The 16,009-nt window shown below is 69.4% G+C and carries 17 protein-coding genes; 11 read left to right on the top strand and 6 right to left on the bottom strand.

Annotation, left to right across the window (positions count from 1 at the left end; all coding sequences use genetic code 11):
* Window positions 1-64: 64 nt before the first annotated feature.
* Together NM961_RS09975 and NM961_RS09970 are read left to right on the top strand one after the other, a co-directional pair.
* The gene (locus tag NM961_RS09975) at window positions 65-865 is read left to right on the top strand and encodes a histidine kinase dimerization/phospho-acceptor domain-containing protein (protein WP_255914091.1); all 801 of its coding nucleotides are present in this window, start codon (window positions 65-67) and stop codon (window positions 863-865) included.
* Window positions 866-991: 126 nt separating this feature from the next.
* A complete protein-coding gene (locus NM961_RS09970) occupies window positions 992-1,534 on the top strand; it encodes a hypothetical protein (protein ID WP_255914090.1) in 543 nt (180 codons plus the stop codon).
* A gap of 285 nt (window positions 1,535-1,819) precedes the next feature.
* Here the strand turns inward: NM961_RS09970 and NM961_RS09965 are convergent, their stop codons facing one another.
* The 4 genes from NM961_RS09965 to NM961_RS09950 form a co-directional block, all read right to left on the bottom strand.
* On the bottom strand, window positions 1,820-2,422 hold the full coding sequence (locus NM961_RS09965) for an ATP-dependent Clp protease proteolytic subunit (protein WP_255914088.1): 603 nt from the start codon (window positions 2,420-2,422) through the stop codon (window positions 1,820-1,822).
* 415 nt (window positions 2,423-2,837) lie between these two features.
* Window positions 2,838-3,179, bottom strand: coding sequence for an SRPBCC family protein (locus NM961_RS09960; protein WP_255914087.1), 342 nt, complete (start codon window positions 3,177-3,179; stop codon window positions 2,838-2,840).
* Window positions 3,176-3,490, bottom strand: coding sequence for an ArsR/SmtB family transcription factor (locus tag NM961_RS09955; RefSeq protein WP_255914086.1), 315 nt, complete (start codon window positions 3,488-3,490; stop codon window positions 3,176-3,178). The genes NM961_RS09960 and NM961_RS09955 overlap by 4 nt, the downstream gene beginning before the upstream one ends.
* Window positions 3,491-3,794: 304 nt before the next feature.
* Window positions 3,795-4,055: a DUF1161 domain-containing protein gene (locus NM961_RS09950; RefSeq protein WP_255914085.1), complete on the bottom strand. Its 261-nt coding sequence runs from the start codon at window positions 4,053-4,055 to the stop codon at window positions 3,795-3,797.
* 130 nt (window positions 4,056-4,185) lie between these two features.
* On the opposite strand from NM961_RS09950, the gene NM961_RS09945 reads away from it, so the two are divergent.
* The 9 genes from NM961_RS09945 to NM961_RS09905 all read left to right on the top strand — a co-directional run bounded on the left by NM961_RS09945 (window position 4,186) and on the right by NM961_RS09905 (window position 13,810).
* Window positions 4,186-4,458 carry a GIY-YIG nuclease family protein gene (locus NM961_RS09945; protein WP_255914084.1) on the top strand — a complete coding sequence of 91 codons (273 nt, stop codon included), beginning with the start codon at window positions 4,186-4,188 and terminating at the stop codon, window positions 4,456-4,458.
* A gap of 141 nt (window positions 4,459-4,599) precedes the next feature.
* Window positions 4,600-4,965, top strand: a complete 366-nt coding sequence (locus NM961_RS09940; RefSeq protein ID WP_255914083.1) for a PadR family transcriptional regulator — start codon at window positions 4,600-4,602, stop codon at window positions 4,963-4,965.
* Window positions 4,962-5,855, top strand: coding sequence for a sensor domain-containing protein (locus NM961_RS09935; RefSeq protein WP_255914082.1), 894 nt, complete (start codon window positions 4,962-4,964; stop codon window positions 5,853-5,855). Before NM961_RS09940 ends, NM961_RS09935 begins: the two co-directional genes overlap by 4 nt.
* 233 nt (window positions 5,856-6,088) lie before the next feature.
* Complete coding sequence (locus NM961_RS09930; RefSeq protein ID WP_255914080.1) at window positions 6,089-6,523, top strand: YciI family protein; 435 nt, start codon at window positions 6,089-6,091, stop codon at window positions 6,521-6,523.
* 161 nt (window positions 6,524-6,684) lie between these two features.
* Window positions 6,685-7,110: a YciI family protein gene (locus NM961_RS09925; protein ID WP_255914079.1), complete on the top strand. Its 426-nt coding sequence runs from the start codon at window positions 6,685-6,687 to the stop codon at window positions 7,108-7,110.
* Between the two features lie 85 nt (window positions 7,111-7,195).
* A complete protein-coding gene (locus tag NM961_RS09920; protein ID WP_255914078.1) occupies window positions 7,196-7,723 on the top strand; it encodes an SRPBCC family protein in 528 nt (175 codons plus the stop codon).
* 56 nt (window positions 7,724-7,779) lie between these two features.
* Complete coding sequence (locus tag NM961_RS09915; protein WP_255914077.1) at window positions 7,780-9,054, top strand: RNA polymerase sigma factor; 1,275 nt, start codon at window positions 7,780-7,782, stop codon at window positions 9,052-9,054.
* Between the two features lie 421 nt (window positions 9,055-9,475).
* Window positions 9,476-11,860 carry a protein kinase domain-containing protein gene (locus NM961_RS09910; RefSeq protein WP_255914076.1) on the top strand — a complete coding sequence of 795 codons (2,385 nt, stop codon included), beginning with the start codon at window positions 9,476-9,478 and terminating at the stop codon, window positions 11,858-11,860.
* Window positions 11,861-12,460: 600 nt separating this feature from the next.
* Entirely contained in the window at window positions 12,461-13,810 is a 1,350-nt protein-coding gene (locus NM961_RS09905) for a hypothetical protein (protein WP_255914075.1), read from the top strand.
* 270 nt (window positions 13,811-14,080) lie between these two features.
* Here the strand turns inward: NM961_RS09905 and NM961_RS09900 are convergent, their stop codons facing one another.
* Together NM961_RS09900 and NM961_RS09895 are read right to left on the bottom strand one after the other, a co-directional pair.
* Complete coding sequence (locus NM961_RS09900; protein ID WP_255914074.1) at window positions 14,081-15,556, bottom strand: fatty acid desaturase; 1,476 nt, start codon at window positions 15,554-15,556, stop codon at window positions 14,081-14,083.
* On the bottom strand, window positions 15,549-15,932 hold the full coding sequence (locus NM961_RS09895; protein WP_255914073.1) for a thiol-disulfide oxidoreductase DCC family protein: 384 nt from the start codon (window positions 15,930-15,932) through the stop codon (window positions 15,549-15,551). The genes NM961_RS09900 and NM961_RS09895 overlap by 8 nt, the downstream gene beginning before the upstream one ends.
* Window positions 15,933-16,009: the final 77 nt, after the last annotated feature.

The raw sequence follows: 16,009 nt of genomic DNA, 5'->3' as shown, positions 1-16,009 counted from the left end.
CGAGAATATATAGTTTGTCGCGATGGGAACGTCATGTCCCGTCGCAGTCGCAACGGGGAAGCGCATGCACGTCAACGCAATCCATGCTCACGGCTGCTCCGCGGCTGCCGGCGGCGTCGCCGTCGTACCCGCCTGGCTGAACCATCTCGCCCACGATCTGCGCGGCCCGCTGTCGCCGCTGGCCAACGCGCTGGCCCTGCTGCGCTCCGGCCGTCTGGATGCTTCGCAGCAGGCGGAAACCTGCAGCCTGGCCCAGCAGCAGCTGGACGCGCTCAGCCAGCTGCTGGACGACACCGCCGACCTGCTGGCGGCGAAGCCGCGCAGCAGCGCGCCGGTGGAAATCGGCAGCTTGTTCGACATGGTGAAAGTGCGCATTTCACGCCGTCTTTACGCGGGTAACGCGGCGCTGGAAATCACGCCGCCGCCGGTGCCGCTGGAAGTGCACGGCGATATGTGCGGGCTGGTGCGGCTGCTGGTCGGCCTGCTGCTGCGCAGCAGCGCGATTGCAGGTGTGGGCTGCCGCCTGCAGCTGCAGATCCAGATACCGGATGCCGCATCCGGGTCGATCCCGGACCCGGCCTGGCACGAACGCGCGGCATCGGCACAGGCTGCGCAAGCGGCGCCGGTGCCGAGTGTGTCGGCGCTGCCGGTCGAGGCCGGTCCGCGCATCGTCATCGGTGTGCACGGCGATGCCCCGCAGATTGCCGAACACCTGGCCGCCTTTGCCGCCACCCTCACCGCTTCTTCACAAATCCACGTTGCCGACGCGGCCCTGGCGCGCATCGTGGCCGCGCATGGACTGCTGCTGCGCGCGGCGCCGGACGAGGGCGGCGGCAGCCTGGTGCTGGAGTGGCCGCGGGATTGAATGCGGCAGTCCGGCGCGGCGGTTTTTCCGCGCCGGCACGGCACATCGCGTCATGGACGAAGGCGGCGCCGCTCAAGCTACTCGCGGCGGCTGCGTGGATGGCGGTGGAGCTGGCAGAATCGCCCCATGCCCGCGTCCGGCCAGCCCATTCCCTGCGTAAAGCCCCAGGTCGATCCCGCCGATCGCTCGCAGTTGCAGATGGCCGGCGGTGTGCTCTACGTGTTTGCGCTGCTGTGGACGGGCATGAGCACGCTCGCTTTCTGGGCGGCTTTCGCCGGCGGCGCGGAACCGCCGGAAGCCGGCGGCATCGCCGCCATGCTGCTCTTCTTCGTCTGCGGCCTGGGGCTGCTGCTCTGCGGCGCGCTGCTCAAGCGCCGCGTGCGGCTGGATGACCGGCGCCGCAGCCGGCTGGCCGGCAGCGGGCTGCGCATCCCGGCGCGACACTGCCGCGTTGTCACCGAATCCATCGTGCGCAACCGGCGCCGGCGCGACGAGTATCGCGTAGTCCTGCTGTTCACGGCTCCGGACGGGCGCGACTACGAGGCCTGGTCCGATCGCCGTATCGCCGATCCGGCGCCGCAGCTGGTGCTGGAACGCCTGCGCGTGCTGCTCGATGCGGAGCAGGCGCCGATGAGTATGGTGGCGGAGGACAGCCTGGCGTTGCCGTAGTGCCGGAATCCTGCCGCAGCCGCGGCATCGCTCGGCCGGATCGGCGGCGGGCCGGGGCAGCGTGTCCCGCACGCCGTGATGGCGTCCCGCGGCCGATGCTTCCAGCAACGCGCCTTGCCGCCGGCCGGTTCGCCGCATCGGGCTTGCAGCATCAGCAGTGCCGGCAGCAGCGCAGGATCGGCCAGCGTTTCGGCAGCGGTGAGTACGCCGATGCGCCAATTCATTATCAGCCGCGACATGCGATGGGGAATCAGCCCGGACGGCGAGATAGCTCAAGCCGGCGTGTCAGAACACCGCCTCGCGCCGCGTCAGCACGCGGTCGATCAACCCCCACTCCAGCGCCTCCTGCGCCGTCATGAAACGGTCCCGGTCCAGCGTGCGTTCCACGTCTTCATAGCTGCGGCCGCAGTGTTCGGCGTACAGGCGGGTTATCAGCTGCTTGGTCTTGCGCATTTCCTCGGCGTGGATCAGCAGGTCCGAAGCTTGGCCCTGGTAGCCGCCCAGCGGCTGGTGTACGTGGATGCTGGCATTGGGCAGGGCGGCGCGGTGGCCGGGTTCGCCGGCCATGAGCAGGAAGGAACCCATGGAGCGGGCCGTGCCCAGGCAGAGCGTATGCACGGGCGGTTTGATATAGCGCAGGGTGTCGTAGATGGCCAGGCCGCTGCTGATTACGCCGCCGGGTGAATTGATGTAGAGATGTATGGGCAGGTCGGGGTTTTCAGCTTCGAGAAACAGCAGCTGTGCGCAGATCAGTGTGGCGATGCCGTCGTTGACTTCGCCGCAGAGGAAGATCACGCGCTCGCGCAACAGGCGCGAGTAGATGTCGAAGGAACGTTCGCCGCGGGCGGATTGTTCGATGACCATGGGGACTAGCAAGGCGGCGGACATGGCGGACTCCGGGTGTCGGGTGGATGGAGAGGCGTGCGCCGGCGCTGCCCGGCGCGGGTGCGCGGGCTCGTGGCCGGGAAAGCGGCGTGCCGTGTGTGCAAGGCCGCGCCAGGGGCCTGATGCCGGGCGGCAGATCAGGTCGGCAGCAGCCGCTGCTTTGATTGGCGCATCGGCCGGATTCCAGTGTTTGCTGAACGCCGGACCGGGTCGTTCGGTGATGCTGTGGCCGCGCGCCCGGGCGCGTCCGTCAAACTGCGTGCGGTGTGCCATTTCGTCGGCATTGCAGCAACTGGCGTTGCCGCAAGTCCGGTCTCATTTTGCGCTGCGGCCGCACGGATACACAGGCCGCCGCCGCGCAAGCGCTACAGTCGCCGATGCCGGCGCTGCCGGGGTTTGCACTATGAACCTTGCTGCATCATGCCGCGCAAAGAACCGCGTAATTGCCGTCGTTCGCCGCCAGACGCGGATCGCTTACCCGGTGCACGATGCGCAATACGGTGCCGCCGCGCGCGTGCGGCCGTACCTGCAAGGTGACGGTGCTTTCGAGAAACGGCGGCTCGTCGTCGCGCAGCCGGTATTGCACTTCCTCGCCGGGACGCGCGGCGACGGCTTCGGCTTGCGCCAGTGCCGGCGACGGCAGCCATTGTTCGCGCAGTTGCGGAATGCTGATCGCGCGCCAGACTTTTTCCGGCGGTGCGTCCAGGCGGTATTCGAACACCAGGCTGGCGCCGTTGTCTTCGCTGTCGTGCTCGCTCATTGGTCCATGTCCTTCAGCAGGGCCTTGAGCGCATCGACGCGCGCGGGCCAGTAGGTGCGGTATTTGGCCAGCCAGCGGATCAGCAGCAGCAGGCCTTGCGGCTCGACTTCGTAATGGACGTAGCGGCCCTGGCGCTCCTCGCGCACCAGGCCGGCCTCGCGCAGCACGGACAGGTGCTGCGACATGGCGGACTGGCTGATTTCCATGCCCTCGCGCAGCGCGGTGGCATTGCGCCCGCCGCCGGCCAGCTTGTCGAAGATGGCGCGGCGGGTGGGATCGGACAGGGCCTTGAAGATGATGTTCTCCGTCATGGCCACATATAAGCATCGGCTTATTTGTTTTGCAAGCGGAGAATGGGGACGGCGGTGGCGGGCGCCGGGAATCCGGCCTGAATTGGGAGGGCGGCTTGCGCGGATCAATTGCCGCTCCAGCTTCGCGAGCGCACCGATCCAGCGCGGAGCTGTGCCGGCGGGCAGCCGTCGCTATCGTGTCTTTTGCCGAAGGGCGGGGCGTTACGGTCGCCGCCCGGTCGATTCGCGTTGTGGAAGATTAAAAAAACCGGTGCCCACCTCCCTGTAGGGCACCGGCAACGGAGGATTCACGCGATGCCTGCGTTCAGCGCTTGGCCACGGCCGCCGGCTGCGGCGCGGGCTGGCGTTCGTACACGATCTTTTCGCTGCCGCCGTTGCAGCTGCCGACGGTCCTGCGCGGGTCCTGGCTGTCCTTGGCGATGATTTCCAGGGTGTAGTGCTGCACGCCCTTGGCATCCAGGCCGGCGGCGATCTCGGTCTTGAGTTCCTCGCAGGGCTTGCGCGCCCAGGCAGTGGCCGTGCTCAGGAACAGGGCGATGGCGACGAGGGTCAGGACGGTCTTCACGGCGGTCTCCAGGTTGGGGTTGCGCGTCTGTTCGCGTGGAGCCAGCTTCGCGCCGGGCGCTGGCCGGGATCGGGGCGAGTTATGGCAATGTGCCGGCAGGGAAGGCCGGAACGGGGACGGTGGCGGCGCGATGGGCTGGTTCGTGTATCTGATCGAATGCCGCGGCGGCAGCATCTACACCGGTATCGCTATCGACGTCGCGGCGCGCTACGCGGCGCATGCGGCGGGCAAGGGCGCGCGCTATACACGGGCGCGGCCGCCGCAGCGGCTGCTGGCGGTGTTCGCCATGGCGGACAAGTCGGCGGCGCTGCGCGAGGAACTCCGCATCAAGCGGCTGGCGCCGGCGGCCAAGCGGGCGCTGGCGGCGACGGCCACTCTGCCGGCGGAATTGGCCGGCGGCTGAGTTTTTCGCGTCTCTTCCTTGATTTTCCTGGAATTAATTTTGGCGAGGCCGGCTTTTGCGCGGACCCGTGACTTCCGACCGATACGCTAGTATCAACTTCACACTATCGTTCACCTGAACCTATGCTCTGGTGAACGGCAGATGGAAGATATTCATACCCATCGCAGGAAATTCGAGCGCGAACTCAGCGCCGGCACCGTCTCCCTGGTGCTGCTCGCTGTGCTGGTGCGCTCGGCCGAGCCGCTGTACGGCTACCAGATCGCCAAGCTGCTGGAACGCGACGGCGACGGCGTGCTGATCGGCAAGCAAAGCGCGCTGTATCCGGTACTGCGCAACCTGTGCGCGGCCGGGCTGCTGGACAGCGAAGTGGAACCATCCGTATCCGGGCCGCCACGGCGCTATTACCGCGCCACCGACCTGGGCAAAACCGTGCTGCGCGAATGGCAGGCCGCCTGGTCGGCCACGCGCACTTTCGTCGACAGTGTGATCGGGGGACAAAGCTCATGAACCGGCCTATGCCGCGCAGCATCAACGAATACCTGGAACAACTGCGCGAGGCGCTGCGCGGGCAGGATCCGGCGCTGATCCAGGACGCGCTGTACGACGCCGAAGACCATCTGCGCGCCGAGTTCGCCGAGAACCCGGGCATACCCGCCGAGGAACTCCTGGCACGCATCGCCGGCAGCTACGGCGACCCGGACGAGGTGGCCGAGATCTACCGCGACAAGGAAATCGTGGTGAATCAGGCGCTGCGGCCGCCGCTGCCGCCGGCGCCGCGCTCGGCGCTGGCGCGCTTCTTCGGCGTGGCGGCCGATCCGCGTGCCTGGGCGGCGATGTTCTACATGCTGCTGGCCCTGCCCACCGGCATCTTCTATTTCACCTGGACCGTGACCGGCCTGTCGCTGAGCCTGGGCCTGGGCATACTGATCTTCGGCCTGCCGCTGGCCCTGCTGTTCCTGGCTTCCACGCGCGTGCTGTCGCTGGTGGAAGGCCGCATCGTCGAGGTGATGCTAGGCGAGCGCATGCCGCGGCGGCCGCAGTATGCGCAGCGCGACCAGCCGCTGCTGGAACGGGTCAAAGGCATGTTCACCGATCCGCGCACCTGGAGCACGATGTTCTACATGGTGCTGATGCTGCCGCTGGGCATCATCTATTTCACCGTGCTGATTACGGTGCTGAGCCTGGGCCTGGGCCTGGCGCTGAATCCGCTGATCTATCCCTTCACCGGCCTGGGCCTGATCAATTTCGACGACCAGGTCTACATGGCGCCGCTGTGGCTGCAGCCGTTCCAGGTGCTGTTCGGCATCGCGCTGCTGTTCGGCCTGATGCACCTGGCCCGCGGCGTGGGCAGGCTGCAGGGGGCGATTGCCAAGCAGCTCCTGGTGCAGGCGGGGTGAGCGGCCGGGATTGGTGATTCAGTATCGGGATGGGGCGGAATCGCCGGGCGGGATAGCGGCGTCGCCGCGCCACGTGTAGCGAGGGATGTATTCCACAGCCCGGCAGGCTTGGACTGCCGGGCTTTTTTGTGCGCGAAGAAAATTTCCCGCGGCGTGTCGATTCCGCCCGCCCTGGCTCGACGCCTCAGCAGAACCGGCAGCACACTGCCGCCGCCAGCGAGAGGACAGCCGTCATGCGTTGCCTGATCATCGTCAAAGCCACCGCCGGCACCGAAGCCGGCGTGAAGCCCGATCCCGAAACCACCCGCATGCTTGCGGAGATGGGCAAGTACAACGAGGCGCTGGCCGAGGCCGGCATCCTGCTGGCCGCAGAGGGCCTGCATCCCAGTTCGCGCGGCGTGCGCGTGCATTTCTCCGGTGCGCAGCGCACGGTTGTCGACGGACCCTTCGCCGAAACCAAGGAGCTGGTCGCCGGCTTCTGGCTGTGGCAGATACGTTCGCTGGAAGAAGCGGTCGAGTGGGTGCGGCGCTGCCCCAACCCCACCGGCGCGATGGGCGAAATCGAGATTCGCCCGGTGTTCGAGGCCGAGGATTTCGGCGCCGCGCTCGCCCCGGCGCTGCGCGAGCAGGAGGAAGACCGGCGCGCCGCGCCCGCCACGCGCCATTGACGCCGCTGCCCGTTGCCCGGAAGCCGCTGCGCACGCGCGCTCCCGTTCAGAAAAAAATTTCCGGCGGCCTGTCGATTCCACACTCCCTGGCTCGACGCTTCAGCAGAATCAGCCGCCAACCAGCACAACCACCACCAGCCACCCGTGACAGGAGAACCACCATGCGTTGCATGATCATTGTCAAAGCCTCGCGCGAGACCGAAGCCGGCGAAATGCCCAGCGAAGAACTGCTCACCGAGATGGGCAAGTACAACGAGGAACTGGTCAAGGCCGGCATCATGCTGGCCGGCGAAGGCCTGCATCCCAGCTCCCGCGGCGCGCGCGTGCGCTTCTCCGGCAGCCAGCGCAGCGTCGTCGACGGTCCGTTTGCCGAAACCAAGGAACTGATCGCCGGTTTCTGGCTGTGGCAAGTGCGTTCGATGGAAGAGGCCATCGAATGGGTCAAGCGCTGCCCCAATCCCACCGGCGCGGAAAGCGAAATCGAGATTCGCCAGGTGTTCGAGGCCGACGACTTCGGCGCCGAGTTCACGCCGGAGCTGCGCGAACAGGAAGAGCGCCTGCGCGCCGAGATCGCCGCGCGCCAGTGAGCGCCGGCGCAGCCCGCGGCTGCGATGCCGCGGGCTGCGATTGAAGAAATTATCGTCGATTTCAAGGCCGCACCTGGGGAAGACCATGCTCAAGTACATCCTGCTCGCCGTTGTACTGGCCCTGGCCGCCGTGCTGATCGCCGCGGCGTTCCGGCCCGACACCTTCCGCGTCGAACGCGCCATCCGGATCAACGCGCCCGCCGACCGCATCTATCCGCTGATCGACGACTTCCACCGCTGGACGGCCTGGTCGCCCTGGGAAAAGCGCGATCCCGCGCTCAAGCGCGACTACAGCGGCGCGGCCAGCGGCAAGGGCGCGGTCTACGCCTGGGAAGGCAACAAGGACGTGGGCCAGGGGCGCATGGAAATCCTCGAAGCCGTGCCGCCGTCGCGCATCGTCATCAAGCTGGATTTCCTCAAGCCCTTCGAGGCGCACAATACCGCCGAATTCACCTTGCAGCCCGTCGCCGGCGGCAGCGAACTGCGCTGGGCCATGCACGGTCCGCAGCCGTATCTGTTCAAGCTGATGAACCTGCTGTTCGACATGGACAAGATGGTGGGCAAGGATTTCGAGGCCGGCCTCGCCAGCATCAAGGCGATTGCCGAACAGTAGGCGGCGCGGCGCCGGCCTGCCAATGTCCACCCACCTGCACGACACGGAGAGCACGCATGAGCACGGCTTCGCATACCGCCATCGCCACGGTCTGGCGCATGGAGTCCACGCGCCTGATCGGCGGGCTGATGCGCCTGGTGCGCGACCTCAGCCTGGCCGAGGACCTGGCCCAGGACGCCCTGGTCGCCGCACTGGAGCAATGGCCGCAGAGCGGCGTGCCGCAGAACCCCGGCGCCTGGCTGATGACGGCGGCCAAGCACCGCGCCATAGACCGCCTGCGGCGTACTGACATGGCCACGCGCAAGTACGACGAACTGGGCCAGGAACAGGAACTGCGCGAACTGCTGCAGGCTTCCCTGGCCGACGAGCAGCTGGACGATCCGGTCGGCGACGACGTGCTGCGCCTGATCTTCATTGCCTGCCATCCGGTGCTGTCGGCCGATGCGCGCGCGGCGCTGACCCTGCGCCTGATCGGCGGCCTGAGCACGGACGAGATCGCGCGCGCCTTCCTGCAGCCCGAGCCCACGATCGCGCAGCGCATCGTACGGGCGAAACGCAGCCTCAGCGCTGCGCGCGTGCCGTTTGAAGTACCGGCGGCGGCGGAGCTGAAGGAGCGCCTGGCCTCGGTGCTGGGCGTGATCTACCTGGTATTCAACGAAGGTTATTCCGCCACCGCCGGCGACGACTGGATGCGGCCGCAGCTGTGCGAGGAGGCGTTGCGGCTGGGGCGCATACTTGCCGCGCTGATGCCGCGCGAAGCGGAGGTGCAGGGACTGCTCGCGCTGATGGAAATACAGGCCTCGCGCCTGCCCGCGCGCACCGGTGCCGATGGCGAGCCCGTGCTGCTGCTGGAACAGGACCGTTCGCGCTGGGACCGGCTGCTGATCCGCCGCGGCCTGGCTGCGCTGGAGCGGGCGGAGAAACTCGGCGGCAGCCTGGGCCCGTATGCACTGCAAGCGGCGATCGCGGCCTGCCATGCGCGTGCGCTGCGCGCCGAGGACACCGACTGGCTGCGCATTGCCGCGCTGTACGACGCGCTGGCGGAGCTGTCGCCCTCGCCGGTGATCGAACTCAACCGCGCGGTGGCGATCGCGATGGCCTTCGGCCCTGAAGCCGGCCTTGCCGCCGCCGACGAACTGCGCGACGAGCCGGCCCTGGCCAACTACCACCTGCTGCCCAGCGTGCGCGGCGACCTGCTCGCCAAGCTGGGCCGCCGTGCCGAAGCCGCGGTGGAGTTCCAGCGCGCCGCGGCGATGACACGCAACACGCGCGAACAGGCTTTCCTGCGCCGGCGCGCGCTGGAGTGCAGCGACGCGGGCGGCCATGCCTGAGCCGGCGGCCGCCATGTTCCGCGCGGAGATTCTGCCGGGCTTTTTCCTATGCCGCCGCCGCGGCGTGGTCCTGGACAGCAGCGCTGCCGCGCCGGGCAGGCGCGGCCACGGCGGATAGAACGAGCAGCCCGGAACCCGCAGCGCCAGCCTTACGGCGTTTGTCCATGTTTCGTGGGTTCTGGCTGTGCCGGTTCCGCTTCCTGGGCAATTCGGCGGCGTTTTCTCCGCTGCACGGCGTTCGTGCCGCTGGCGCGATGTCGCGGATTCGATTCCCGCGCCGCGCGCCGCACTGTGTTGCGCGCCCTGCGCCGGCCGGGGCGGGCAGGGCCCGCGCCGCGGAGAAACCGCCGCGCTTTTCCGTAAGATGAACGCGCGCCGCTACCAGCCGGCGGCGCCTGGGGCCGGCGGAGACAGGGCAGCGATGAAGGTTTCCGACTATCAGCGGCGCAAGGACGCTTTCTTTGAATTGCTCGACCTGGACGAGGCCGCGCGCGCCCGGCGGCTGGCCGCGTGGCAGGCCGTCGATGCGGCACTGGCGGCTGATCTATGCAGCCAGCTTGCGGCGGCCGGACAGCCGCTGGCGCTGCTGGATCAGCCCGGCGATGCCGCGCTGCCGCCGACCATCGACCACTACCGCCTGCTGCGCGAGCTGGGCCGCGGCGGCATGGGGCGCGTGTGGCTGGCCGAACGCAAGCTGGGCGATGCCGTGCAGCGTGTTGCGCTGAAGCAGATCCTGCCGGGCGCCTGGACGGCGGAGGACCGCCGCCGCTTCGAGCGCGAGCGGCGCATTCTTGCCGGACTGGCGCATCCCAACATCGCCGCGCTGGTGGACGGTGGTACGGATGCCGGCGGCGCACCGTACCTCGCCACGCTGTACATCGACGGCGTGCGCCTGGACAGCTACGCCGCCGACACCAACTGCGGCGTGGCGGCGCGCGTGCAGCTTGTCGCCAAGGTCGCGGCGGCGGTGGCGCATGCGCATCGCCACATGGTCGTCCATCGCGATCTGAAGCCGGCCAATATCCTGGTCGGTGCCGATGGCGAACCCAAGCTGCTCGATTTCGGCATCGCGCGGCTGCTTGGCGAGGAAGCGCTGACGCTGACCAACAGCGGCCGCATGACCCTGCGCTATGCCGCGCCCGAGCAGGTGCGCGGCATCGACGCCGGCGGCGTGGCCATCGATGTCTATGCGCTGGGCGTGCTGCTGTACGAACTGCTGGCCGGCGTTTCGCCCTACGGCAACGCGCACGATCCCTCGGTGCTGCTGGGGGCGATCCTCGACGAATCCGCGCCGCCGCCGCCGTCGCGCCGTAGCGTCCTGGCCGGCGTCGACGCCGATCTCGACGCCATCACGCTGTGCGCCCTGCGCAAGCGGCCGCAGGACCGCTATGCCAGCGCCGAGGCGCTGGCGGCGGATCTCACGCGCTGGCTGCGGCGCGAACCCGTCGATGCCCGCCGCGGCGAACGCGGCTACCGGCTGCGCAACTTCCTGCGCCGGCGCTGGCCGTGGCTGGCGGCGGCCGCCGGCCTGGCCGCCGCCGCCGCCTGGCATTCGTATACGCTGGACCGGCAGCTGCGCGAAGCACAGCGCGAGCGCGACAACGCGCAGGCGCTGGCGGACTATTTCACCGAACTGTTCAAAGAAGTGCGGCCGGCGGAAACCGAGCGCGGCGACGTTTCGGCGCGCGAGCTGCTGGAGCGCAGCGTGCAGAAACTGGGCAGCGACGACCGGCGCGCCCCGGCCACGCGCGCGGCGCTGCTGCTCGCTGCCAATGGCGCACTGATGTACCTGGGCCGGAACCGCGACGCGGCCGCGGCCACGGACCGGGCCATAGCCCTGCTGCAGGCCATGCCGCAACCGGACGCGCTGATGCTGTCGCGCGCCTATGCCGAGCGCGCATCGAACGACTACAAGCTGGGCGACCTGTCCGGGGCGCGCCGGCATATCGCCCGCGCCCTGGAACTGGTGGAAGGCGAGGACGCGCCGGATCATCTGCTCAGCGCGCAGCAGCAGGCCGCCGTCTATGCCGACGATGCCGGCGAAAGCGAGCTTGCCCGCGCCGGCTACGAGCGCGTCGCGGCGATTGCCGCCACGCGCCTACACACGTTGCGGGGCCTGCGCAGCTATCTCGCGGCGCAGTCCAACCTCGCCGTGGCCGACCTGCGCGTGGATGTGCCGCGGGCCGAGCGGCGGCTGCGCGAGGCGCTGCACCTGGCCGAGGCACAGGCGTTCGGCGAGCCCGAGCTGTTGCTGCCGCTGAAGGGCTACCTGGCGCGCGCCCTGGTCAACCAGCGCAAGCTGGACGAGGCGCGGCCGCTGCACGCCCAGGTGCTGCGCGAAGCACGCGCCTTCTACGGCAAGGAAGACCAGTGGCTGGGCGTGCTGACCTATCACTACGCCACGCTGGCGCTGCTCGACGGCCGCAGCGAGGAGGCCATACGCCTGCTGGACGAACGCATCGCGCGGGGCGAGGCCGGGTCCGGCGAACACGCCGATCTGTGGAACGACCGCGCGCTGCGCGGCACGGCGGCGCTGATGCACGGCGACTGGCAGGATGCGATCGATCGCCTGCAGGCCGTGGCGGCCTGGCGCCAGCAGCAGGGCCGCGGCGAAGGACCGGCGGCGCGCTTCGGCCTGGCGCAGATCGCCTACGCGCGCTGCCGCCGCGACGGCACCGCAACCGCCCGCGCGCAACTGCGCGAAGCGCTGGCGCGCAATCAAGGCTGGAGCGGCTGGGCCGCCTGGCTGGCGCCGGAACTGGGCGCCGCCTGCGAGGCCGCGTCCGGCGCGCAGCCCGCGCGCTGAAGACCGCTCCCCCCTGCCGCAACGCCGCAGAAAGGCGTTGCCCTCGTCTGCACGGCGGCCGTGCCGTTTGCAGCAGGCGGGTGCGTTCGCGCGTGCAGGAAGATCCTGCGCCGGCTGTGCTCGCGGTCCGGTGTGCCGCCTGTTTTCGCGGCACGCTGTTGCGATACGGCGCTTAACTATTTGTACAAGTAAAACTGTATTGCCGCGTGATGGATGCGCGCGTCCCGCAGCGGAGGATTCCGCGCCATTTTGCGTATGGCGACGGGAAGGCCGCAATCCGCGCGGCCGGAATGCAGACGATGAGCAAACGATGGCGAAGCGCCGCGGCCGTGCTGCCGGCGCCGTCCAGCGGGCTGGAGCCTGACTGCCTGTTCGCCGACGGCCTGGAGGCGTGAGCGGCGCTGCAGTCGCAACAGGCTGAACTCCCGCCTTGTCCGCACGGAATCCGTTCCAAACAGCCGGTCTTTTCGCAGCCGGCACCACCGCCGCCGCCGCTCCCGGCCGTCCCGCATTGCCGGCAGGCGCAGCGTGCCGGCAGCCGGCTGCGTATTTCCACTGATATTACTTATCTGAAAATGGGTGATGGAGATGATTAGTCAATTGTCATCGGGACTTTGCGCTCTGCTGCTGGCGGCGGCGCTGCCGGCGGCCGCGGCCGACAACGCGGTCATGGATGCCGATTTCGGCCGGAACGGTTTCGTGCGTGTCGATTCGGCCCAGGGCGACACCGCGCAGGACCGCGCGGTCGGCATCTGCCCCGGTCCCGCCGGCAGCCAGGTGCTGGTCGGCGTGCGTGCGGAATCGGGCATGCTGACCCTCGCGCGGCTGCTGCCCGATGGATCGCTGGACGCGAGCTACGGTGTGCAGGGGCGCGTCGAATATCCGATCGCAACTCCTTCCGGCGCACCGCCGCGCAATCTGTGCCTGGGCGACGGCCGCCTGGATCTGGCCTATACGACACCTGCGGGCAAGATCGAACTGCTGCGCATCGCCGCCAGCGGACAGCCGGACGCGGCCTTTGGCAGCGGCGGGCGCGTGGGCATTGATCCGGCGGCCTTGCCAGGCAGCAATTCCGGCTTCATGACCCTGCGCGGCGCGGACCGCGGCACGGGCGGCGAAATTCTGCTGAGCGGCGAACTGGGCGGCAGCGGTATCGGCGACGGCCGGGCCGCACTGATCCGCGTCAACGCCAACGGTACGCTGCGCGATTCGCGCCTGCTCAGCGGCGGAACGCACGCCTACGGCGGCTACATCGCCGCAGCCGGCTATGCGCCGAACGGCGATCTGTGGATTGCCGGCATCAGCCGGCAGGATGCCGGCGGCAATGCGGGCTGGTGCTTCACCTGGTTCCGCCAGGTGCTGGACGGCGTGAACCTTGCCGGGGATGCGGTCGAGCTGGGACCTGTCGGGCCGTGGGTTTATTCCGTGCACGGCGGACGCATGGTGAGGCCCGGCGTCATGGCGCTGGGCATGCATCTGTATGCGAGCGCCGGCGGCGTGAAGGTGCCGCGCCTGCAGATCCTGCGCGCGACGGACAGCCACGAGGTGGAGCTGCCGCTGATCGCGGGATATGGCGAGATGGCGGGCAGTGCGCTCAACCTCGTCGTCATGGCCGGCGGCGAACGTGTGATGTACGCCGCTTCGCTGAGCGGCGCCGATGGCATCTACCTGGCGCGGGTGAATGTCGGCAGCGACAGCACTGGCGACGGCCTCGACGCGGCCTTCGGGCGCAACGGTGCCACCGTGGTTGCCATGCCGGGACAGCCGCCGGGCTGCGATGCTGCGGATGTGCCCATGCAGTGGTTCGCACGCCTGAGCCTGTGGGACGACCAGCCGGTATTCGTGGGCACCGTCGCGGCGGATTGCCAGGCCGCGAGCGCGCGGGATCTGCTGGTCGGCCGTATTTCCCGGGTGACGGATCGGATCTTTCGCGGCGACTTCGGTCCTTGAGCGCCGTTGAAGCGGCGTGCCGTTTTTTCGCGGCCGATCCCCTGGCGCCGGGCCGGCGGCCGCTGCGGCCATGTATTTGCTGCGTGGCGGCCGGCCGAACGCTGTATCGGGCCGCCAGCCGCGCGCCTGCATTTCCCGTCGGGCGGCGGTGCGGCTTGTTTCTGTTTCGACGCGGCTTGCGTGGCGGGTTTGCATGCAGACGCGCGTGACGCTGGTGCAGGCTGCGCCCTTCCGGACCGGCGGACGATGTGATCCGGGCGATTTGCCGGATCAGGCGGACGGGGTGTTTCCAGCTGGCGCGGGCGGCCGATAGATCTTGAGCGTTTTCCACAATTGGATGGCCAGCTCCACCGCCGATTGGCGATACACGCCGCGCAGCTGGATTTCCAGGATCACGCCGCCTTCGGCCAGCACCAGCAGGCGCGGCTGGGCGGCTTCGCCGTAGGCCACATTGGTTTCGGCCACCTTGTCGAAGGCGAGGATGTCCGCGCCGCCGTAGGTGTTGCCGGCTTCGGCCAGGATCAGGCGCAAGGTCTGCGCCAGCGGCAGGCGCGTGCGCGCGGCGGCGGCTTCGGTATACAGCTGTACTTCTATCTGCGGCGCATGCTGCGCATCGTCTACGGCGCGGAATTGGCAGCTGCCGGCCAGCGGCGGCCGCACCTGGCCGGGCAGGGCCAGCGGTTCGGCGATCAGCGTGGCGACGGCCGGCCCGGCCAGCGCGCAGACATCCAGTTGCAGCGTGCCGGCGTGGCGGTGGCCGCAGCCGGCCAGCAGCGGCAGCAAGGCGAAGGCGGCGAGGCGCAGTTGGCGCCGTCGCAGACCCGGCGGCCTGCGGCAACGGCCGGCGCGCGACGGTCCCTTATGCGGCCGGGTGGAGCGGGCGGCCGCCGCGGCCGTTGCAGCGGACGGCAAATCCTGCGGCGCGTCGCGGTCCGCATCCGCCTGCCCGGGCGCAGCCGCTCGCTGCAGGCCGCCCAGCAGCGGCAGCGCCGGCGGCGCGGTGCCGTGCGCGGCCAGGCGTCGCGCCAGTTCGCCCAGATGCCGCGCCGGCACGCCCGGATAGCGGTGATGTTCGTGGTGATACAGCATGTTGAAGCTGAGCCGCGCCAGCAGCCTGCTGCGGCTGCTGCGCGCGCGGCCCGGGTCCCGCGCGCAGCCGCGATGCACGCTCCAGATGCCGACCAGCGGCACCGCCGCATTGGCGCACAGCAGACAGAAGGCAATCCATTGCAGCGCGGCGCTGCCGCTGCTCCAGACCAAGCACTGCACCAGCGCGATGGCCAGCAGTTCGCGCCGCATCCAGCGGCGCTGGCGCGGCGTGCCGCGGCGCCAGGTATGCCAATGGATCTGCAGCGGATACAGCGGACTGCGCAGCATGGCGGCGGCCAGGCCCAGATGGCTGATGCGGCCTTCCAGATCGTCCTCGGCCAGGCAGTGGCGGTGATGGTGCAGATGCGTGTGTTCGATCGCGTGCAGCGCCCCGCCCAGCAGCACGCTGAGCAGGAACAGCAGGCGATCGTTGCCGGCCGGGCTCAGGCCGAGATTGCGGTGGTAGCCGTCATGGGTCAGGCGCAGGCCCGCGGTGAAGAACAGCGCAGTCGCCACGGCGCCGGCCGCGAACCAGCCGCACTGCGCGAATGCCAGCGCGAGGATCAGCCAGGGCAGCGGCAGCAGCAGTTCGGCCGCGCGCTGGGCCGGGGTCAGGCCGGCGAGGTCGCGCCAGTGCAGCAGGGACGCCTCAGCCATGGCGGCGCTCCCGGCGGCGCCGGGCCAGGCCCGGACGGTGGCGGGTGAACAGCCGGTACAGCATTTCCAGCGGACGCTGCAGCCAGGCAAGCCGCTGCAGCGCCGCGGCCAGATGGCGCCAGCCCGGCAGCCGCTCCCACAGCTGCAGGTGCGCGGCCAGGCCGATATGCAGCCGGCCCTGGGCGTCGCGCACATGCAGCAGGGCCAGGGCGGCGTCGAGGCCGAAATCCTGGCCGGCCAGGGCGGCGGGATCGGTGGCGAGGTCGCGCCAGACGATGGGCGCATCCGGCGCGCGGCGGCGATGACTGGCAACTTCGCGCCGGCAGACCGGGCAGTAGCTGTCGAAAAAGACCGTGATGGGCGGCAGGGCGGACATGGCGGGGCTCGTCGTGGAGGGACGGGGCCAGCCTGCGCGGGCGGCGGCGCCGGCGCTTCCGCAATGACAAAAGCGGA

It is taken from the genome of Tahibacter harae (assembly GCF_024437735.1).
GTDB lineage: Bacteria > Pseudomonadota > Gammaproteobacteria > Xanthomonadales > Rhodanobacteraceae > Tahibacter > Tahibacter harae.
This window is presented reverse-complemented; position numbering and strand designations above follow the sequence as displayed.